The organism is Rhodococcus sp. YL-1, assembly GCF_001942025.1.
GTDB classification, from domain to species: Bacteria; Actinomycetota; Actinomycetes; order Mycobacteriales; family Mycobacteriaceae; genus Rhodococcus_F; species Rhodococcus_F qingshengii.
The window spans coordinates 106,330-126,468 of the sequence record NZ_CP017304.1 but is presented as its reverse complement, the minus strand read 5'-3'; the positions used below and the strand labels follow the sequence as shown (position 1 = coordinate 126,468).

General features: G+C 61.3%; 16 protein-coding genes. 6 read left to right on the top strand and 10 right to left on the bottom strand.

The window, feature by feature from the left end; genetic code table 11:
- Positions 1 to 18 precede the first annotated feature (18 nt).
- Positions 19 to 723, bottom strand: a complete 705-nt coding sequence (locus BH682_RS34645; RefSeq protein ID WP_174519535.1) for an HNH endonuclease family protein — start codon at positions 721 to 723, stop codon at positions 19 to 21.
- 452 nt (positions 724 to 1,175) lie between these two features.
- Here BH682_RS34645 and BH682_RS34640 point away from each other — a divergent pair, with 452 nt between their 5' ends.
- A complete protein-coding gene (locus BH682_RS34640) occupies positions 1,176 to 2,435 on the top strand; it encodes a tyrosine-type recombinase/integrase (RefSeq protein ID WP_011133407.1) in 1,260 nt (419 codons plus the stop codon).
- Positions 2,432 to 4,918 (top strand): site-specific integrase, encoded by a 2,487-nt coding sequence (locus BH682_RS34635; RefSeq protein WP_011133408.1) that lies wholly within the window; start codon positions 2,432 to 2,434, stop codon positions 4,916 to 4,918. Before BH682_RS34640 ends, BH682_RS34635 begins: the two co-directional genes overlap by 4 nt.
- 452 nt (positions 4,919 to 5,370) lie before the next feature.
- Here the strand turns inward: BH682_RS34635 and BH682_RS34630 are convergent, their stop codons facing one another.
- The 6 genes from BH682_RS34630 to BH682_RS34605 all read right to left on the bottom strand — a co-directional run bounded on the left by BH682_RS34630 (position 5,371) and on the right by BH682_RS34605 (position 11,012).
- The gene (locus tag BH682_RS34630; protein ID WP_190287675.1) at positions 5,371 to 6,081 is read right to left on the bottom strand and encodes an A24 family peptidase; all 711 of its coding nucleotides are present in this window, start codon (positions 6,079 to 6,081) and stop codon (positions 5,371 to 5,373) included.
- A 73-nt stretch (positions 6,082 to 6,154) separates the two neighbouring features.
- The gene (locus tag BH682_RS34625; protein WP_075836594.1) at positions 6,155 to 6,838 is read right to left on the bottom strand and encodes a hypothetical protein; all 684 of its coding nucleotides are present in this window, start codon (positions 6,836 to 6,838) and stop codon (positions 6,155 to 6,157) included.
- Positions 6,839 to 7,303: 465 nt separating this feature from the next.
- A complete protein-coding gene (locus BH682_RS34620; RefSeq protein WP_047269937.1) occupies positions 7,304 to 7,633 on the bottom strand; it encodes a hypothetical protein in 330 nt (109 codons plus the stop codon).
- Positions 7,634 to 7,666: 33 nt separating this feature from the next.
- On the bottom strand, positions 7,667 to 9,892 hold the full coding sequence (locus tag BH682_RS34615; protein WP_083954826.1) for an FtsK/SpoIIIE domain-containing protein: 2,226 nt from the start codon (positions 9,890 to 9,892) through the stop codon (positions 7,667 to 7,669).
- Positions 9,889 to 10,107, bottom strand: a complete 219-nt coding sequence (locus BH682_RS34610) for a hypothetical protein (protein ID WP_075836592.1) — start codon at positions 10,105 to 10,107, stop codon at positions 9,889 to 9,891. The genes BH682_RS34615 and BH682_RS34610 overlap by 4 nt, the downstream gene beginning before the upstream one ends.
- Before the next feature lie 272 nt (positions 10,108 to 10,379).
- The gene (locus tag BH682_RS34605; protein WP_143542646.1) at positions 10,380 to 11,012 is read right to left on the bottom strand and encodes a hypothetical protein; all 633 of its coding nucleotides are present in this window, start codon (positions 11,010 to 11,012) and stop codon (positions 10,380 to 10,382) included.
- A 493-nt stretch (positions 11,013 to 11,505) separates the two neighbouring features.
- Between BH682_RS34605 and BH682_RS34600 the strand changes: the two genes are divergently transcribed.
- From BH682_RS34600 to BH682_RS34585, 4 genes are all read left to right on the top strand, one after another.
- Positions 11,506 to 11,751 carry a hypothetical protein gene (locus tag BH682_RS34600; RefSeq protein WP_064074688.1) on the top strand — a complete coding sequence of 82 codons (246 nt, stop codon included), beginning with the start codon at positions 11,506 to 11,508 and terminating at the stop codon, positions 11,749 to 11,751.
- A gap of 138 nt (positions 11,752 to 11,889) precedes the next feature.
- Positions 11,890 to 12,765 carry a metallophosphoesterase family protein gene (locus BH682_RS34595; RefSeq protein ID WP_064074689.1) on the top strand — a complete coding sequence of 292 codons (876 nt, stop codon included), beginning with the start codon at positions 11,890 to 11,892 and terminating at the stop codon, positions 12,763 to 12,765.
- A gap of 368 nt (positions 12,766 to 13,133) precedes the next feature.
- Complete coding sequence (locus BH682_RS34590) at positions 13,134 to 14,750, top strand: MutS-related protein (RefSeq protein WP_197486185.1); 1,617 nt, start codon at positions 13,134 to 13,136, stop codon at positions 14,748 to 14,750.
- Positions 14,747 to 16,261 carry a MutS-related protein gene (locus BH682_RS34585; RefSeq protein WP_064074690.1) on the top strand — a complete coding sequence of 505 codons (1,515 nt, stop codon included), beginning with the start codon at positions 14,747 to 14,749 and terminating at the stop codon, positions 16,259 to 16,261. The genes BH682_RS34590 and BH682_RS34585 overlap by 4 nt, the downstream gene beginning before the upstream one ends.
- A gap of 82 nt (positions 16,262 to 16,343) precedes the next feature.
- Here BH682_RS34585 and BH682_RS34580 read toward each other — a convergent pair whose 3' ends face one another.
- From BH682_RS34580 to eno, 3 genes are all read right to left on the bottom strand, one after another.
- Positions 16,344 to 17,039: a phosphatase PAP2 family protein gene (locus tag BH682_RS34580; RefSeq protein ID WP_064074691.1), complete on the bottom strand. Its 696-nt coding sequence runs from the start codon at positions 17,037 to 17,039 to the stop codon at positions 16,344 to 16,346.
- Between the two features lie 356 nt (positions 17,040 to 17,395).
- Complete coding sequence (locus BH682_RS34575) at positions 17,396 to 18,655, bottom strand: MFS transporter (RefSeq protein ID WP_064074692.1); 1,260 nt, start codon at positions 18,653 to 18,655, stop codon at positions 17,396 to 17,398.
- Complete coding sequence (eno, locus tag BH682_RS34570; protein WP_064074693.1) at positions 18,652 to 19,917, bottom strand: phosphopyruvate hydratase; 1,266 nt, start codon at positions 19,915 to 19,917, stop codon at positions 18,652 to 18,654. The genes BH682_RS34575 and eno overlap by 4 nt, the downstream gene beginning before the upstream one ends.
- Positions 19,918 to 20,139: the final 222 nt, after the last annotated feature.

Sequence of the window (20,139 nt, the reverse complement as noted above, 5' to 3'; positions counted from 1 at the left end):
TCTACGCGGAACTGTGAATCAACACGCGGACAATACGGCAGACATCGCATCCTTCTCTGCTTGAGTCACCCACAGGCGGTAGACCGACTTCACCGTGATCTGCTTCGAGACGTAGGTGCATCGGTACGCCTTGTTCGGGGGAAGCCAGGATGCGGCATCGGAATCAGACTTCTTCGCGTTCGTCGGTCCATCCACCGGGATCAGATTTCGGGGATCGTTCGCCAGATTCGTGCGCTCCTGAAGACTCAATTGTTGCGCACCCTTCTGCCACGAATCGCTCAACGCGACCACATGGTCAATCTGAACTGCAGTCGAAGTATCCTGTCCCCGAACAAAATTGATCGTCTTTCCAGTGTAAGGATCAGCCAACGTGCCAGAGAGAACAACACATTGCTTCTTTCCTTCTTTGAAGACCACGTCAGTCAGCCGCGAAGCCAACAGATTATTGCGCGTATCGCACCCGTCATGCCCGAACTCCACATCGACATCATCAGACCATGCCTGACCGAACTGATCTCTGCTGTAACCAGTTTTCGGAGCACGCCCCTTCACCGGAAGCGTCTCCAACAGCGCAACGGAAGAAGCCACATCAACATCGTGCTGACCAGGGCTATCCACAGACAACGATCCTGCTGGGATCACATCCGCCAACGTCGTACTGCAACCGGAAATCGACAACCCGACCAAGGCAGTGACGGCAACCAGGAGGGAACGGGAACGCACCAAGCGACTATGCAACGTGAAACTCCTAAATCATATGCAGTGCAGAGGATCTGCACTCTTATCAACAAAACTCATGAGGATGATTGTCGGGAAATCCCGACATCAGACCAGGTGTGCTACACATCCACCGAACCCAATCAACCGGCCACGTGCGTGATTGAACATGCCATCGTCCCTATCCGTGCGGTCGAACCGGTCGACCGTCACACGAACTGACCATCGTCACTCACATAACTCACACCGTCGACATCGAACAATGGGGGCCTACCAGCAAGGTTTTGAGATATGTCAAAACTGCGTGCAGATAATGCGTGTATCGCAGCCGTCGTGGCCGCCTGGTCCGTCGTAGTCATCGGTCCACGCAGGTCCAAAGCTGCCCCGTTGACTGAACTAAATGCCGAATGGTGCAGGTCTGAAGGGGTGGGGTCGATGTGGGTCGGTAGCTTGCGGACATGAGCGAAGGGGAAAGTTCGAGAGATCTGTCGGGGCTTGTGGTGGCCCGAGTGGGTCGGTTGATAGCGACAGGTCAGGCGGCGGAGCCTTACGTCTTGCAGGGCAGCGACGGTGAACGAGTGGAGTCCGTCGAGGTGTTCTTCCGGGAGCTGATCGCTTCCGGGAGGTCGGTGGCGACGGTGCGTTCGTACGGTATGGATCTGCTCAGATGGTGGCGGTTCCTTCACGCTGTGGACGTGGCGTGGGATCGTGCCGATCGGGTCGATGCCCGCGATTTCAGTTGTTGGATCCAGTTGACGGCGAAGGCACGACAAGGATCAGTGGTGCCGGCCAGCGCCGAGGCGGCTGCTACTGCTGCGGCATCGCCGAATCCTGTCACCGGCAAACCGGCTCTGGGGGCCGGGTACTCGCCGGCGACAGTGGCGCACAGTGAGACGGTGCTGCGAAGTTTCTACGATTTTCATCGGGACGCGGGGACTGGCCCGCTTCTGAATCCGTTCCCTCTCGATCTCTCTCGCCGGTCGAGACGGGCTCATGCGCACCACAATCCGATGGATCATTGGGCACCTGAGCGTGTGGGGCGCTACCGGCCTCGGGTCTCGCAGCGGATTCCCCGAGCGATTCCCGAGGATCTGTTCGATAAGTTGTTCGCGGCGTTGTCGTCGGATCGGGACCGGGCGTTGGTGGCGTTCTGGATTTCATCGGGGGTGCGAGCGTCGGAGCTGTTGGGAGTCCGCGAGTGCGATGTCGACCCGGGGCAGCAGTTGATTACTGTGGTGCGCAAGGGAACACGTGCGGTGGAGCAGGTACCCGCGTCGGCGGACGCGTTCGTCTGGTTGCGGTTGTATCAGGAGCAGTTGCGGGGCGAGGTGCCACTCGGACGGATGCAACCGTTGTGGTGGACACTGCGAAGGCCTCGCCGCCCGTTGAATTACCATGCGGCGCATCGGATGTTCGAGCGTGCGAATGCTACCCTCGGTTCGGATTGGACTCTGCACGACTTACGTCACAGTGCAGCGAGGCGGATGGCCAACGACCCGCACTTGTCCTTGGTGGAGGTCAAAGAGGTGTTGGGGCACGCCCATTTGTCGACGACCGAAATTTATCTGACACCCGATAAGGACGAGGTGATCGCCAGCGTCCTGGCCCACCACGCTCGTACTGCTGATCAGCGGGAACATCCGCGGGCTCCGTCGCCGCCTCCTGCTCCTGGATACGATCCGGCAGCGTTGAGCGTGCTGTTCGGGAGGCCGTTGTGAGCACTGCCGTCAAGCACATGACCCGCCCGGAACGCTTCGAGGTCACACCGGTGCCGCATTCGAGGATTCGCCAACTGCACAAACAGTTTCCACCACGCGAAGGTGAACTCTGGTGGCCGCACACCGCTGCCTCTGCTGAGGAGGTCGAGGCCCGACTGAACTGCTCGGTGCTTGCTGAGGCTGCGGTCACCACCCGAGCCGGACGGCACCGGGGCGTGATCAAGATACTGACCTGGTTGGCTTCGGTGCCAGGCGATACCTGGCAAGCCCGGTGGCTCGCCAGCGGCGCCGAGAACATCCGCGGGTCTCGTTACGGCGCGACAACCTCCTGGGCCGATCTCCCGGTGGAATGGATTGCCGGACACGGGCGCCCTGTCAGACATGATCGCAACGACCTGGCTGCAGGACTGCTGATGTTGCTGTGCCTGGACGTGATCCGGCCGCAGTTGCCGTGGATGCTCTCCCGGGCGCACCCGTTTCTCGCGCCGATGATGGCAAAGCTGCGAGATCCGGACGGATTCGCGCGGTTGGACGAGCTTGCTGCCACTCAGCCGGATACCTCGCGAGACGATGCACGAATCGCAGCGACCAGAATCGCGACCCTGCTGGTATCCAAAGGCGGGACGGTCGCGGAGATCACTGTCGGCGATTGCGTGGAGCTGATCGAAACGATGGCGCAGGTGCACTCCCGCCGCGGTCAGAAGAAGATCGATTTCTACCTGCGACTACGTGCGATGGGCATCTTTCCCGAGGATGCACCACACAGCATCCGTGCGTTCGGCGCTCCGGTCGGACAGTTGACGATCGAACAACTCGTCGACCGCTACCCGATCGAGAACCAACCGATCCGAGCTCTGCTCATCGACTATCTGCGCGAGCGTCAACCCGCGCTGGACTACACCAGTCTCAACTCTCGTGCCCGAGGACTCGCCGGGCTGTTCTGGAGCCGCGTCGAGACACTCGCCCCCGGTATCGACACCCTGGCGCTGCCGCCTGACGTTGCCCGAGCATGGAAGGACGACCTGAGATCGATCACACGCACCGCCGTCGACGCGGCGGGACGAAAGCACGAAACAACTTCGCCCCGAAAGAATTACAAAGACAATCTGTTGCAAGTGCGTGCGTTCTATCTCGACCTCGCGCACTGGGCCGTCGAAGATCCGGCACGCTGGGCGCAGTGGGTGGCGCCCTGCCCGATCAGCGACGCCGAGGTCAAAAGAGGCAAGGAACTCAAACACCGTAAAGCGCGGATGGATCAGCGCACTCGCGAGCGATTGCCTGTCCTGTCGCAGTTGGTTCGGTCCGCAGCTGACCGCCGCGCGGCCGCAGCGGCTCTACTTGTTGCGGCGCAGAACACCGAACCAGGTGAGGTGATCGCGGGAACCGACGGAGAACTGCGACGATCCTTGATCCGTCGGGGAACTGGCCGCGTCGTATGGGCCGACAATACTGTTACCGGTGTTCGCCGCGATCTCACCTACGAGGACGAGGAAGCATTCTGGGCATTCGCCACTATCGAAGTGTTGCGGCTCAGCGGTATCCGTCATGAAGAGCTCCTCGAGCTCAGTCACCACAGCATCACCGAATATCGACTACCTAGTACCGGTGAACTGGTTCCGCTGCTGCAGATAGCTCCATCGAAGACCGATACCGAGCGGCTGATCTTGGTCAGTCCCGAGCTTGCGGAAGTCCTCAGTGCGGTAGTTCAGCGTTCGCGGCAACCCAACGGATCGATACCGCTCGTGGCTGCCTACGATACGCAGGAGAAGCTGTGGAATCCGCCGATGCCGCTGCTCTTTCAGCGGGGAATCGGAAACGAACGCCGAGCGATCCCACCGAGTTTCGTCCGCAAGCTCCTCATCAATGCGCTCACCGTGGCAGCTCTCACCGATGCCAGTGGCGATCCGTTGATGTTTCAGCCCCACGACTTCCGGCGAATATTCGTCACCGACGCGATCATGAACGGCCTGCCACCCCATATCGCACAGGTTATTTGCGGGCACAAGACAATTGACACGACGATGGGCTACAAGGCCGTCTACCCCTCGGAAACGATCGAAGCGCATCGAGCGTTCATCGCGCGTCGTCGTTCGATGAGACCCAGTGAGGAATACCGGACACCGACCGACGAGGAATGGGATGCGTTCTTGTCTCATTTCGAGAAGCGGAAAGTATCGGTCGGGACCTGCGCACGGTCGTTCGGCACACCCTGCATCCATGAGCATGCTTGCGTCAGATGCTCACTCCTGCGGCCGGATCCAACGCAGCGAGGCAGGCTCGAAGAAATCCGAGACAACCTCGAAGCCCGCATCATCGAAGCCAAACAGGAAGGCTGGCTGGGTGAAGTCGAAGGACTGCAGGTCAGCTACACCGGAGTCAGGGACAAGATCGCACAGGTCGATGCCACGATGAAACGAGGATCGGCAACAACTGACCTCGGAATGCCTGGATTCGGATCGATCTCGGGAAGGACTTCCACATGATTACCAAGCTTGAATTCTTGTTCAGAGAAGCAAAACTCTCCCTTCCCACAACCCCTCTGGTAGCCCGAAACGTTCGGAACGTCGTCTACGACCGACGAGCTCTCGATTAGGCCCGCGACCTTCACCGCGCTCTGTAGAACCTCTGCGCTCGGGACTTGGGGAGGTACAGCAGGAGCCGCGTCCGGATAGGTGGCCAGTGCAACACCTGCCGCGACAGCCGCTCCTGCAACCCATGCCATTGCCTTGGATCTACCTGAGATTTTCACAGTGCCCTCCCCGATCAGTTTGTTGGTTCGGACCATAACGACGACCCATTACACTTTGGACACGCCATTTTTGAGATATAGCTGTTAACCTGCGAAGACAGGAAAAAAAGATCCTCTGAACACTGGCGGTTCAGAGGATGATGTGAGTATGGATCTTTCGGTTACCAGACGAGTTCCGGTTTCCATTCAACCGTTCAAGGCGAGGGCTAGCGCACAACCCGCGACAAGACCCGGGCCGGCGGCAATTTCTCGCGCTGTCTCGGTTGATCGAGTTATGCGCCTATGAATGATCGCGCCGATCGTCACTGGGAACAAGACGATTACCGGCCAAATCAGCCCGGCAACTACGCTCGGCCAACCCTGATATCCGAGCACAAATCCTAGACTCAGGCTTAACCTGACGTCACCCAATCCCACCCCTCCCCTCGTGGCCCACGCGACAAGCAGGTACATCAGCGCTGTCGCGAAACCGCCCACGACCGCACGAAGGATCGCTGACGCGTCTGAATCAAACAGCCCTGCAACGACAATCAGCAAAAGCGTCACTGCTGCTGCGGTGTAGGCGGCGGAAGTCGGAATTCGCATCGTTGCTTGATCAATGACCGCACACCACACAGCAATAGTCGACAGTGCCAAGACGGCAGGCAACGCTGCTCCCATGTTCGCGAATTCTGTTGTCAAAAGCCAGAAAACGGCCGTGAAGATAGAGGCAATGTGGGTAGCTGCGCTGGTGACTTCGAAGGGGATGTCCGCGTCGCTGCACCACACAGTGACAGCGGTTCGCAAACCGCGCGACGCCATCACGGAGCAGATCAGGGTAATTCCGACGACAAGTGCGCCAGAAACAACACGATTTTGGGCGTGGAGTGCCTCAGCAGTGCTATCCAAAAGTGTCACGCCTCCCGATGCACAGAGGACAACGAGAAGAGAGACAAGGACTCGGATGGTGGACGACTGTGCTCGCGCGGCGCTACGCAACATCCGAAACACTCTCGCCATGAGCGGCACTCTTCGTTCTCATTCGAGCACGATAACGGACCAGTCGTGAGTTGGCTGCTCGCTCGTCGCAGCTGAGGACGTCGGCCAGTCGCGCGACGGGCCACTTTTGCGACAGCGCCACCTTCACGATCGCCTCCTGATCTGCGAGGGTGAGATTGATGGAGCGCTCCCCATTCAGACGACGTTCGACGGCAACAGGATCGAGCGATTTGAGACCTCGGGGCCGGTGCGGGCGGGCTCGATAGTCGTCGATCTCATCGTCATCCCACGCCAACGGAGGCGCCCAGCCCTGAACATCGCGCGCCCAATCTCGAACTGCGGGATTCGGAGCTTCCGATGTCATCGAAAGCTCGTCGTAGAGACGATCGATCGACTCCCACAACGCAACACGAATCAAGCCCTTCTCCGGCAAGGATTCCAGTACTTCCTGCGAAACACCCAGGCGCTGTGCCAGATCACTGAACGGGAACCCCATCGCGACCAGCGCACGGATGCGTCGTAGCGCGCCCACGCCCGGAGTCCTCGTCCGATCGTCAGAAGGGTGAAACGTCACGGCAAGCACTCGTTGCGCGACGGACGCATCGATCGGCTTTTGTGTCTGCGAACTGATCGTAGAAAGCGCCTTGAGACTGACCTTCGCCGAGCGCGCGATCATGCGTCGAGTCAGTCCGGCTTCTTCAAGAACTTCCAGATGCCGGCGCGATCCGTCGGAATTGAAAACCGTGTCGGAATTGAAAACCGTGGTGGACCTCAGGCGGCGGGAGGTTGTCCTAAACGTCCCGCCGCCGGAGGAGGAGCGACGTGAAACGTCGTCCAACCGGGTTCTGGAGTCAGGGGACCAACCCGTTCTCACAGACTCCGGCTCCGTGGACCGGTAAGCCGGCCTGCTCTCCACTCTAGCGGTGGAAGTCGGCAGCGGAAACAGCCCATCGTCTTCGTAGGTCGGCGAAGTTGGGGTGCACGGCACAGAAGGCATGCGTGAAACAGCGTTATCCAAGGACATTGGATTCTCTTTTCAAATTGTGTGTGCACGGATGGTCAGTCCGTATCTCAACTAGCGATTCGGACGATACCGCAGTCCGGACCTCGTCGTCCAGGGCAGCCGATGGGAAGCGGCCGATCACAATCTGTCCCCCGATGCGAGCCGGCGATCGATCCGGCGATCGTGCAGAGCTCGGAGTGCACTGAACCCACACGCCACTGCAGCAAGCAGGACTGCAATAACGATGACGAGTCGAGGAAGGTCAACGCCGCCGATCTGGCCAGGAAATGTGAAGAGTGGCGACTCCGACGCGGCGACAAGAATTTTGTGCTCGACGAGCCACGTCAGCGAAGTGCCCCACCATCCAGGTACCAGTGCGATAACGAGCGGGACAGCAAACGGTGCCAGGCACATCAAGATGAGAATGTCCGAGTCCGACAAGGTGTTTCGAGAATTCGAGTTTGACATGTACTTGTCCTTGACTAGTGAAGTGGTTGCGGTTCAGGCAAATTCGAGAGCTCGACGGAGCGAGACCTCGCCGTCCTCGGGGACCGATAGGACGCCTTCGGAGTCGCCGTCTCCGCGCCAGGTGATGGCGTAGTGGTCCTCGTCGAATTCGTCCGGGCCAGGGTCGCTGTCGACCACGGCCCAGTGGTCGGTGTCCTCGTCGACGCAGATCAAGTCGCCTACCTGGATGTCCCCTGGCGAGCTCACGGCCGGTTCGCTGAAGCCTTCCCAGTCATCCTCGACAACGTCATCGGCAAGCAACTCCGGAACGACAGTGAGTTCGGGCCGAGCGTGGGCAGACTCTGCAGCGTCAAGGAGATCTTTGGTGCGGGGTAGCCGCTTGGAGTAGATTCCGAGAATTTCGAGCGGGGTGGCGCCTCGGGCGGTATCACGCGACCTTCCTTTGGCGCGCAGCGCAACTGGATCGCTGTAGGGATGGTCCTCTGCACGGCCCCACGGCGCCATCGCGTAGTTGTGAAATCTCAGTTCCACTTCTTCGGAGTCGCCTTTGTCGATGTCGACCTCGTCAGGTTCGGGATCGAGAATCAGCAGGCGCGGATGGCGAGCCACCGCGGGACGAAGAACCTCGAAAAGCTCGTAACCTTCATCCCCCGGGCCCACCTTGCGTGGATCCGGTGTGCGATACGTCTGGATCTCCACTGCGTCATTCGCGTCGTTAACTGTGGTGGCGCGACCGCGGCATCCCCGTGGAATTGAAGTGCCGATACTCATCGACTCCCACATCATCTGCGCACCTTGTGGTGAGAGCCTGCCCATGGAGACGCGCATCCGGAAGTTGTCGCGCATGTCGCCACCGAAATATTCGGCGTCCGGGCGCTGGGTGCCGAGAACCATATGCACCCGGGATGTTCGACCTTTACGGGCGATCGATCCGACTTCCTGCAATGTACGAGGCTTGGTGGGATCTCCCTTGCCTTTGATCATCGAGTACCAGTTGAGAAGGTTGCCGCGGAAATCTGCGAACTCGTCGATGAACAGCACCAAAGGTTCGAAGTCGGTTTCTTGAGCTTCTCCGGCGATGATCGCTGCGTATCGCTCTTCCATGACTTGCCATGCACGATGGATGACAGCGACTTGATGAGCGATCTGTGCCGCAACGATCTGTACATTCGGCCAGTCTTGGAAACCGAGGAATTCGACTCCCTTGCCGTCTACGACCCATACGATCCAGCCGTTGGCCGTGACCTCGGTCAAGACAGTGTGAGCGGTGACTGTCTTTCCTGTTCCGGAGGAACCGACCAGCATCATGTGTGGGTCAACGGCTGGCCGCCAGTACATGACGTGACCGTCTTCGTCGATGCCGTAGGGAATCTTGACGCTGTCGTAGTTGATCAAGGGGTTGTCATCGGAAAGAACTGGAGCGGGGTGCCACACGTTCTTTTCGAAGTTCGGGCGGACCTCGAATCGAACTGTGTCCTTTTCCAGTTCCCATTTCGCGCGCCACCGCCCTGACAGCAACCCGGAAACTGTGCGCTCGATTCGGTTGCGATACCCCGACGGCGCTATTTTCGTTCCGACTTCGTGGCTTGCTTCCAATGCGCGCAACTCGCCCGTCACCGGATCGAACTCCGTCTTCGTGATCTTGCCGGTGGGTCCGAGCAAGGTCAGAACGGTGCGTTTCGCACGCGCGATGCTGGCGGCTTCCTCAACAGTCTTTTCTTCGCTGGCGCGAGTCGGAACGAAGATGATTCGCCGGCGCCGAGTGTCGTGCTTTTGCAATCGGTACTCGCCCCACGCCTGACCGGAAAGCACCTCGTTGATGCGCGCAATGAAGTGCTCGTCGAGCGACAATTTCGCCGACGCGTATCGGATCACGAGGCGCCCAGGACGCCCAGGCCACCCCCGCGCATCCCACCGGCTGGCTTTGATTGTTTCCCGACTCGGCGCGGCAAGTCCTAGCTGAGGGCTGAGCTGTTCGATCGCACGGTCGACCTCGACGTCACGCATTTTCGCGCGATAACCCAGTGCCCCCACGCCGACTGCGGTCGCGCCGCCAGCCGCGGCGATCGGCACCGCCCATGCACTCTGATCGATGATCGAGGCGAGACTGGCGAACACTGCGCCTCCGGCGGCGGTGATGGCGGCGTTGCGCAACCAGGGGTGCGGGCGCGCTTCCAGTGGCGGGGACTGCGCGGCGATCTGGCGTGCGGAGGCAAGTTCCATCGCACGCGAAACGCCCTTTTCCATCGAGGCGGTCATGCCCTCACCTCCACAGCGGGAAGGCAGTGCACGCAAGAACCGAGGTGCACGAGCGTCGCCGCCGGCACATCCTTCGTCGCTTCGCTGCTCGGGTACGAGCGACTTGCCACAACTCGTGCCGAGTTACCCGTGACTCCGAACACGAGGACCGAAGTGATCATCGGTTTCTGCTTCGCATTGGCGATGCTTGTCGGACCCGTTGTGGTCGTCATCATTCGTACCTCCGTCTCGACGGGCCGGAATTTCGGCTCTCATAAGAGAGGAGGTTCGGATGTACGCGTTCTGTGACAGGGAAAGCGAAAATTTCTTTTTCGGTGGCGAGCTCGCCACCGGTGGGAGGTGACGGACATGATCGTCTTGTCCCACATGCCAGGAACGAGAGACGAGTCCTTCTTCGTAACTTCGCGAGCTTGTGCAACGCGGCAGATCAAACCTAAAAGAACCTCGAGAGCGGGAACGCGTTGCCTCTCGTGACTCCGTGCCTAGTTCAGAGCCCATCGATACTCATCCAGAACCACTCCTCTCGATCGAAATCCGAGTAGACGGTCGACGACAAGAGATTTTTCGAGCAACCAGTGGCAAGGATGTGCACGCTTCCTCTCAATGCACCTCCCTTCCGGGCGATGTAGTCCCAGTCGCGTCGTACCTGCCTGGCTTCGGCACAGGAGTACGCGGGATTCTTTCGTGTGTTCAGCTCCTCGAAGAACTCATCCAGCCCGTCAACCAACACGATGTGGGGCGGGAAGACCGTGAACTGGTCGACGGACCCTGACAACAACTGCCCATAACGGGTTTGCATGAGCAGCAGCGCCTCGCGGAGAACGCCCTGCACTCCCGCCGAGTCATCGAATGTGGCGTGCGCCTGAAGATCGAGACCGCGGTTGCTTCCAAGCACACCGGCGCGCGGCTCAATGACAGACAGCGACCAACCCTTTGCGCACACAGCAGTTGCCAGCGCCGTCACTTCGTCTGCCTCTGAGCGACGGGCGCTGAAGTGGTGGGGATATTCCTCCGGCAGCCACACCTTCCCTTCTTTTCCGTATTCGATCCCTTCCTGAGCCACCGAAGCGCCACCGGCACCAGATCCGTCGCTGCTCACCGTTTTCGTAGGGGGATTCACCGTTTTCAACCTCCGTCTGTGGACGAGCCGGAATTTCGACTCTCACAAGAGAGGAGGTTCGGATGAACGCGTTCTGTGACAGGTCAGGCACCGACTAGGCCGCAGAGTGGTGGGTCGATGGTGGGCGCTTTGTGGGTCACGTGTGCCCTTCCGTTCGGCACCCGAGGCAAATCTTGTTCAGACTCATTGAATCTGATGTTTCTCCGCGGCATCGACCTGGGAGGAATCATTTTGGTTGAGCCGGCGGGATTCGGTGCGGCTCAAAGTACCTGAGGCGCGTAGAAGCGCCAAGGCCGTCCTTAAGGTGCAGCGAGTTCCGTCGATCCTCGCCACATCTCGACACCGGGCCACATCAAGGTTTTCGAACTTGCCGGGCGGCGGTTCAACATGCGTTGCCTGTACTCGTGGGGTTGGGTAAGTGAGGTCTCGTCGAGAACGTCGGGTACAACCGAGACGAGGTCGGGGAGACATCGGTAATTTCACGCTCGGTTAGATGGTGCCGCACACCACACCTGGCTTGGTGACGATTCGACGGTGGCGTGTCTACATCACCTTCGAGTTCGGCGGTTTCGTCCACACTGCAGTATGGGAACGTACGCCGGCGGGAGTAAAGTTGACCGGAACAGTGGTGGTGGGGCCCACCACCAAATGCGGTGTTCGCGCCGCCAACGGTCCCTACCTCGAATCGAGCGACGTATCGCTCGGAAAGGTAGGCCGCTCTGCCGCATCGCATCGGTGAAGGCACCGGAAAATACCGCGACGGTGTGGCTGCCGATTCTCGGCATCGTCGACACCTTTCGGGGCGTCGTCGACGCGCAGGACCGCTCGGAACTTCACCATTCTTCGAACAGCAGAGATCACGGCCGAAGGTTCCGCTATGTACACAGCTCACCAGCCCACGACGGGACGATTCCTCAACTCTCCCAACCGTATTGCGATTGCAGGGGACTGGCATGCCGACACTCGATATGCGGTCGAGGCGATCGAACATGCAGCCAAACGCAATGCGAACGTGGTAGTCCATCTCGGCGACTTCGGGTATCGCTTCACCGACGCCTACCTCGATGCACTCGACGCTGCTCTCACCGAGTTCGATCTGGTCCTGGGTTTCGTGGACGGCAATCATGAAGCGTTCGACGCGCTGTTGGCGCGTCCCGTCGCACCGGACGGTCTTCGGTACCTGCGAGAACGGATCGTGCATCTGCCCCGTGGATTGCGGTGGTCGTGGGGATCGACGACATGCCTGGCGATGGGTGGCGCGTACTCCATCGATCGGTTCTTACGGATCGAGGGCACGTCGTGGTGGCCGCAGGAAACGATCGACACCGGCGAGATGGACGCGGCGATCACCGGTGGCCTCGCGGATGTCATGTTCTGTCATGACTGCCCGGCCGGAATTCCGGTTCCCGGAATGCAGCGCGATCGGTACGGCTTCCCACCACGGGAATTGGCCGCGTCGGAAGCCAATCGGCAACGATTACGGGAGATCGTCGATCACGTGCAACCGGCACGCCTGTGGCACGGCCATTTCCACCACCGTCACCAGGCACTGCTGCACGGCACAGGTTATCGAACGCTCATCGACGGTCTGGGCCGCAACCATGATCCGATCGACAACAACATGGTCGTGGTGAACCTCGCCGATCTCGGTCGTCACCGGTGGAGTTGTCGAGGGCAATCCGCGGCGTCGGCTCCCGGGTTTTCAACGCCGGAGGACCTTCCCGACGGTGTCCTTCCGTCGTATACCGCGTGAGGGGTGCCGCGGCGATCGAACCGCCGCCATAGCAGTCCTCACTTCCGATGTCCGCCTGCTCGTGTGCCTCGGAATCAGACAGGGTCGGCTCGTCCGCGCATCCTGCGCTCACATGTGCTGTTCTTCTGCACGGCACGGGATTTCGAGTTCTTCGACGCGGGTTCGGTGACCGCATGCTGGTCAGGCAGGATCGACACGGAGTATTCTGATAGTTAGCTTGCATGGCGGTGGGACTCGCCACAATGTGCGCTCATCCGGCATCCGTACGGGTGGAGCCAACGGTTCCTGGTCAGATATTCGATGCTGACCGGGGCCGCACTGATCACGAGGATCTAACAGCTCGGTCGACTGACCGAGAGGAGATCCGGATGAACGTCCGACCGCCCCTTCCAATGCACAATGTCGACGCCATTCATCGCACGTACGCACCCGACGACGACGCGGCAGCTATGACAGCCGAGAGTTTTCGCAGCATCCTCTTCGAAAACCCCGCAACCGCACCACCTCTCGAGACGAATCCGCCCGAGTTCTTCGGCGATCTGAACCTCGAGCAGGTCGTGACATCGATCGTCGCCGGCCACGAGGAGTACGACCTCGAGCAGTTCTTCCACACGGCCCTGACCGATACCGCGGCGATCACCTACCGACACGAGGTCTTCCGCGACGTGCAGATGGAGGAGGTGCGGTCGGCGGTCGACGAGTTCGCGGCCGGGATGCACGAGATGCGCACACACCTCGCCCGTGCCCGTAAGCGGTACTACCCCCGCGAACAGCAGGCCTGGTTTCTCATGGCTGTCCGCGTTTTCGCCGTGGCCACTACCCGCTTGTCCGACAACCTCACTGTTCTGTCCCTACGATCGTCGGGTCTGCGTAGATTCCGCGACTACCTCGCCGATTATCTCCAGGGCCCGGAGTTCTCCACGCTGCGAGGTGATCTGGACAATGTCGAGCGGGCACTGTCGGGCATCCGGTACTGCCTGATCATCAAGGGTGACCGCATCACGGTCCGAAGATATGACGGCGAATCGGACTACAGCACTGAGGTGGAGAGAACATTCGAGAAGTTCAAGCAAGGCGAGGTGCGTGAGCACCATCTCCGCAACACCGCCGGGTGGGGGTTGAACCACGTCGAAGCGCACGTACTGGATCTTCTCGCCCGACTACATCCCCGCGAGTTCGCAGAACTGAACCAGTTCTGTCAGCACAACCGTGGATTCCTCGACCGGGTCATCGACGACTTCGACCGCGAGATCCAGTTCTACCTCGTCTATCTCGACTACCTCGACCGGTTCGAACACGCCGGCCTGCAGTTCTGCTACCCCCACGTCACCGATCGGTCCCATGAGGTCAGCGCGTTCGACACATTCGATATCGCGCTCGCCGAACGCCTTGTTCCCGAACGAGCGGTGGTGTGCAACGACTTCGCACTGACGGGCCGAGAACGCGTCATCGTGGTCAGTGGACCCAATCAGGGCGGCAAGACCACCTTCGCGCGCACCTTCGGACAAATGCACTACCTGGGCCGCCTGGGCTGCCTTGTCCCTGGCCACCGGGCCCGATTGCATCTCTACGATCACCTGTTCACACATTTCGAACGCGAGGAGGTCATCACCAACCTCAGCGGCAAACTCCAGGACGAACTCGAGCGGATTCACGACATTCTCGACCAGGCCACCAGCGAGAGCATCGTCATCATGAACGAAACCTTCACCTCCACCACCGTCAAGGACGCCCGTCTTCTCGGCGGCGCCGTGCTCAACCGGATCATCGACCGCGGCATGCTCGGTGTGTACGTCACGTTCGTCGACGAGTTGTCGAGGCTGAACGAGGCCACCGTCAGCATGGTCGCCGCCGTCGACCCCGACGATCCGGCGCATCGCACCTTCACCCTCGTCCGCCAGCGCGCGGACGGCCTGGCGTATGCCCTCACGCTCGCAGAAAAGTACCGCCTGACCTACCAGCAGGTGAAGGAACGTCGATCATGAAAGCACACCTGATGTACCGCAGCCGCGACTTCGCCGCCGGAACCGAACTACCCTCTCACGCCACCGATCTGAGGAAAGACCTCGAACTCGACACCATGCTCGATGCAATGGCCGAAGGTGATTCTTTCCTGCGCGGTGTGGCCGACGCCGCGCTGCTGACGACAGTGACCGACCCGGATGCCATCATCTACCGGCAACAGATACTGCGCGACTGCTTCGCGCAGCCCGCCGTGGTCACGCAGATGTACCAGCTTGCCGTCGAGGCGATCGAACGCGAACACAAGCAGTACTATCCACTGCTGATCCATTCCCCCGATCCGGTCCTGCACCGATCCATTGAGGTACTCGAGATGTTCCTCGACATGCTTGCCCGACTCAAGAACATCGGAGCCGAACATTCCGCGGAGTTCACATCGGAGGGGTTCACGACACTGTTCACCACGCTCGCCCGTGAACTCGACGACACCTTCTTCCGTAGCGCGCGGGACCAACTCGAGCAGTTGCACTTTCCTCAAGGTGCGCTGCTCAGTGCCACCCTGGGCGAGGGCAACAAAGGTGAGAGATACGTTCTCCACGAACCGCCTCATCGGCGGTGGTGGGAACGGATTTTCGCGATGCAGGAGCCGGTCTCCTACAGCTTCGAGATCGCCGACCGCGATATCGCCGGCGCACAGGCACTGGGCGATCTGAAGGGACAAGGGGTAATCCTCGTCGCTAACGCCCTCGCCCAATCCGCCGACCACATCCTGAGCTTCTTTCGGATGCTGCGCACAGAACTCGGCTTCTACATCGGCGCCCTGAATCTCGCCCGGCACCTCGCCGCACTCGACGAACCCATCTGTTTCCCCGAACCCACGCGCCCCGGAGAAACCGTGTTCACCTGCACCGGAATGTACGACGTGGCACTGAGCCTGACCGCCGAAGATCGTGTGGTGGGCAACGACATCGCCGCCGACGGGAACACACTGGTGATGATCACGGGCGCCAACCAGGGTGGGAAGTCGAGATTCCTGCGCAGCGTCGGGCTTACCCAACTGATGATGCAAGCCGGACTGTTCGCGCCCGCACAATCGATGCGGGCCACTGCGCGCCCCGGCGTCTACACCCATTTCAAGAGGGAAGAAGACGCCGCCATGCAGCGCGGCAAACTCGACGAGGAACTTCACCGGATGAGCCGGACTATCGACCTGATGCCGACGAACGCGATGTTGCTGTGCAACGAATCCTTCGCCTCCACCAACGAACGTGAAGGCTCGCAGATAGCGAGTTCGATCCTTCACGGGCTGGTGGACACCGGAACCACCGTCTTCTTCGTGACCCACATGTTCGACCTCGCCGACAGCCTCCACACCGAGGCCAGCGACACCACTCTCTTCCTCCGCGCCGAACGGAGACCGGACGGGGAGCGCACCTTCCGGATCATCCCGGGCGCACCGTTGCCCACCAGTTTCGGCGAGGACCTCTACCAGCGAATCTTCGGAGTGCGCCTCGAGCATTCGTCTCTGATCTGACTGCCACCTGACACGAAAGATGCGATTCTCGACGGGAGTGGCGTGCTCTTACCTGGGTTTAGCCGGGTCGGCGAAGAGTTGTTCACTGTTTAGTCGGGCCCACTGCTCGACGCCGACCTTGCATCGTGATGGTGATTGCGTTGTGCTCCGGTTGTTCGGGCGCAGTGGCCCCTGAAAGTAGAGGACGAAGCGGCCCGGTCGAGAGTTTTTCGACGAGTGCGGTCACATACTTGCGCAGTACTAGTGCGGTGACCAGACCAACGACGAATCCCACGACAAGACCGGCGATGACGTCGTGGGGGTAGTGGGCACCGACGTAGACGCGAGAGAAGGCCATCAAGGCGGCGGCCACCGCTGCCACCGTGCCCCATCGCCAGCTGACGAAAAACAGGGCGGCGGCGACCGCGGCGGCGACGACGGTGTGGTTACTGGGAAACGAATAGTCCGCCAGAGGTGGACACTTTTCGAGAATGAACGCAGTTGGATAGGAGTTGCAGGGCCGCGGCTCCTCGACCACCCCTTTGACCGCGTCGTTGACCAGGTACGCGGCGACCGCGGCGATGGGTGCGGCCACGACGGCGGCCATGGTCGCCGAGTCTTCGCGCCGGGCTTTCCACCACGCAGCGATGATCAGCACACCGAAGAAGGCGATGCCGATGCTGGTGTACAGATACATCGGCTCGTTGAGCCACGGTGTGTCTCGGGCGAAATCGGTCACGTCGATATACGACGATCCGTCGATTCCGGATCCGTCGAGCGCAAGATTGTGTGTGTTCATGTCCTCGTTCGTCTGTCGTCGTCAGTCGGTTGCGCCGGTTTGTCGCAGCACCCGGTCCGGCGAATCGGCCGCCGGAGAACTCGACTGCCCACTCCCGTGGCGGATCGTCCACGATTGCCCATCCCGGTACGCGATGCCGTCACCACTGTGTGCACCAGCCGCCCGTCACCGGCCTCTCCGTGCGCAGTCTTCACCGATGGCGCTGTGTATTTGCTGAGAACCGCTGCCCGCCGGTGGTTCGCTCTTTTCGGAGTCGCTTGTCGCGCAGGGGTGCGGCAGATCGTCGATAGCTGGTGTACGCGGCCCTCGGTCCTTGTCTCAGCGCATGATTCGAGTACCTGCGCAGCGTCGCCCGGTCATGCCGTTGTCCAGTTGCGGCGGTCACGGGGTTGCAGCAGCGGCGATGCGAGCACCGACGCGAACATCCACGCCGCCACGTACCCGAACGCCACCATCGGCGAGATCAGCGACCACAAGATCCCGGCGATGACCGTCGAACCCATGTCACCGAACGCCTGCACCAAGCCGAGAACCCCGAAACCGTTGCCGCGCAGACCCTCCGGCAACGTCTTCGCGACCGCTGTCGATTCGGCCGTCTCGGCCGCGCCGATCCCGAGACCTGCGAGAACGAACCCCAACAGAAGCAGTGGCCACGCGTGCGGACCGACAGCGAACACCAGATACCCCGCCACGTAGACGAGCGCGCTACTCGCGAACACCAGCCGCGGGCCGATGCGGTCCGAGAGTTGCCCGGCGACAAGCGAACACACCGTAGCGGCGGCGTTGTGTGCGACGTAGAGCAGGATCGCCAGGCTGGTGGCCGCAGTGAGATCCCGACCTCCGCTCTGCAGGAGATCCGTCGCCCGCAGGATCAGCAGGGTGGTGGCGAGATTGCCGAGTTCGAACATTGCCACCGGCGTCAATGTGCGGGCGAACCCCACTTCCCGCAGCTCCCGCAGGTTCAGTGTGAGGGTCCGCCGGCCGGCTGGTTCACCGAGGGAGCGTTTGGCTTCGCGGGCGGCGATCAGGATCGCCACCGCCGCGAGGATGCCCGGAACGATCGAGAGGACCATCGCATGCCGGACACCGACGACGGCGACCAGGATCGATGCCGCCAACGGCCCGATGATCGCCCCGGCATTATCGCCCGCACGCTCGACACCGAATGCCCGCCCGTACGAGTCGTCACGCGAGAGCGAGGTCAGCAGCATGTCGCGGGCGGGTGAACGCACCCCTCGTGAGATCCACGCGAACGAGCGCAGGAACGCCACCTGCCACACCGCGGTGGTCAGCCCGATCGCGGCGGTGGCGATCGCAGTGCCGACATAGCCGGAGGCGGCCAGCCTGGACCTGCGGGCAGGGTCGTTCGACAACGGGCCGCCAGCGAGCTTGGCGAGCCCGGTCAACGCGTCCGCGGTGCCGTCGATCGCTCCGAGCGCCCCCGGGCCGGCATGCAGGGTGGAGGTGAGGAACGTCGGGAGCAGGCTGGTGACCAGTTCGTGGCTGGCGTCGCTGAACAGGGACGCCCCACCCACCCCGAGCACTCCCGGGGTCAACCAGCGACTGTCGGTCGGTTCGGAGTTCGGTGGGTCGGCAGGTCGAGACGCCTCCGTCACGACGGTAGCCCGTAGCGCAGGCGGGGGTTGGCGTCGGCGATCTGCAGGAGGCGGTTGTACTTCGCGACCCGTTCCCCGCGGGCGGGCGCACCGGATTTGATCTGGCCGCATCCGGATGCGACGGCGAGGTCGGCGATGAAGGTGTCGTCGGTTTCGCCGGAGCGGTGCGAGATCATCGCCCCGTATCCGGCGTCTCGACATATTTTCAGCGCCTCGAGGGTTTCGGTGACGGTGCCGATCTGGTTGACCTTGATCAGGGCCGCGTTGCCCACACCGGCGGCGATGGCGTCGGTGATGATGGCCGGGTTGGTGACGAAGTTGTCGTCACCGACGATCTGGATCCGATCGCCGAGGGTGGTGGTGAGGTGTTTCCACCCGTCGAGGTCGCCTTCGCTCAATCCGTCTTCGATGCTCCAGATGGGGTATTCGTCGACCAGACGTTCGTACCGGCTGATCATCTCGGCGCTGGTGACGTGTTGCCCGGAAACCTCGTAGAAGTCGTGGGTGTGGAATTCGCTCGCCGCCGGATCCAACGCGATCGCCACGTCGCCGAGCCCGGGGATGTAGCCGGCCTTCTTGATCGCATCGACGAGCAGGGTGAGCACTTCTTCCGGCCATGCCACCTCGGGCGCGAAGCCGCCTTCGTCGCCGAGACCTGTTGCGAGGTTGCGGTGTTCGAGCGAGCTTCGGAGGTCGGCATAAATTTCCGATCCGGCCCGCACGGCATCGGCCATCGATGGGGCACCGAGGGGGGCGATCATGAATTCTTGGAACTGCAGGGCGTTCGGGGCGTGGCGGCCACCGTTGACGACGTTGAAATGCGGTACCGGTAGCCGCGGCTGCACACCGTCCGGGGTCAGCGCGCGCCACAACGGTTGCTTCGCACTGGCGGCGAAGGCGCGGGCCGCGGCGATGGAGACACCGACGATGGCATTGGCACCGAGATGTGATTTGTCGGCGGTTCCGTCGAGTCGGATCATCACACGATCGACGTCGGCGAGTGTTTCGAAGACTCTGCCGGTCAGCGCATCTGCGATGGGGCCGTTGACGTGGGCGAGCGCCCGCGAGACTCCGCGGCCGTGGAAGCGGGCGCGATCGTGATCGCGCAGTTCCACCGCTTCCCGGGTTCCGGTCGAGGCTCCGGAGGGGACACCGGCGCAGACGACGGTCCGATCGGAGAGTTCCGCGGTCACCGATAGGGTCGGATTTCCGCGTGAATCCAGGATTTCCACCGCGCGAATGGTCGAGAATGTGACAGACATCGGGTCCCCCTCGGGATGTGGTTGCCGCTGACCGGCTACCGACACCTCGTGGGTAGGAGTCCCGGCCAGCGTTGTGTGCTGGACCAGGGACCGTTGGCGTTCCGCTCCGTCGGGTGCGAAATGCGGTTATGGCGAGCCCCACCGCCATGATCGTGGATTTCACGTTACGCCGCGATGGGGGAATGGAGCGAGCCGAAGCCGGCACCCGCCGGCGACGAATTC

What these genes read in the sequence shown, in the direction of transcription:
- BH682_RS34585 (WP_064074690.1), top strand. Translation starts at nt 14,747, where the DNA reads ATGAAAGCACACCTGATGTACCGCAGCCGCGACTTCGCCGCCGGAACC.
- BH682_RS34640 (WP_011133407.1), top strand. Translation starts at nt 1,176, where the DNA reads ATGAGCGAAGGGGAAAGTTCGAGAGATCTGTCGGGGCTTGTGGTGGCC.
- BH682_RS34600 (WP_064074688.1), top strand. Translation starts at nt 11,506, where the DNA reads ATGGTGCCGCACACCACACCTGGCTTGGTGACGATTCGACGGTGGCGT.
- BH682_RS34610 (WP_075836592.1), bottom strand. Translation starts at nt 10,107, where the DNA reads ATGATGACGACCACAACGGGTCCGACAAGCATCGCCAATGCGAAGCAG.
- eno (WP_064074693.1), bottom strand. Translation starts at nt 19,917, where the DNA reads ATGTCTGTCACATTCTCGACCATTCGCGCGGTGGAAATCCTGGATTCA.
- BH682_RS34595 (WP_064074689.1), top strand. Translation starts at nt 11,890, where the DNA reads ATGTACACAGCTCACCAGCCCACGACGGGACGATTCCTCAACTCTCCC.
- BH682_RS34615 (WP_083954826.1), bottom strand. Translation starts at nt 9,892, where the DNA reads ATGACCGCCTCGATGGAAAAGGGCGTTTCGCGTGCGATGGAACTTGCC.
- BH682_RS34620 (WP_047269937.1), bottom strand. Translation starts at nt 7,633, where the DNA reads ATGTCAAACTCGAATTCTCGAAACACCTTGTCGGACTCGGACATTCTC.
- BH682_RS34580 (WP_064074691.1), bottom strand. Translation starts at nt 17,039, where the DNA reads ATGAACACACACAATCTTGCGCTCGACGGATCCGGAATCGACGGATCG.
- BH682_RS34590 (WP_197486185.1), top strand. Translation starts at nt 13,134, where the DNA reads ATGAACGTCCGACCGCCCCTTCCAATGCACAATGTCGACGCCATTCAT.
- BH682_RS34625 (WP_075836594.1), bottom strand. Translation starts at nt 6,838, where the DNA reads ATGATCGCGCGCTCGGCGAAGGTCAGTCTCAAGGCGCTTTCTACGATC.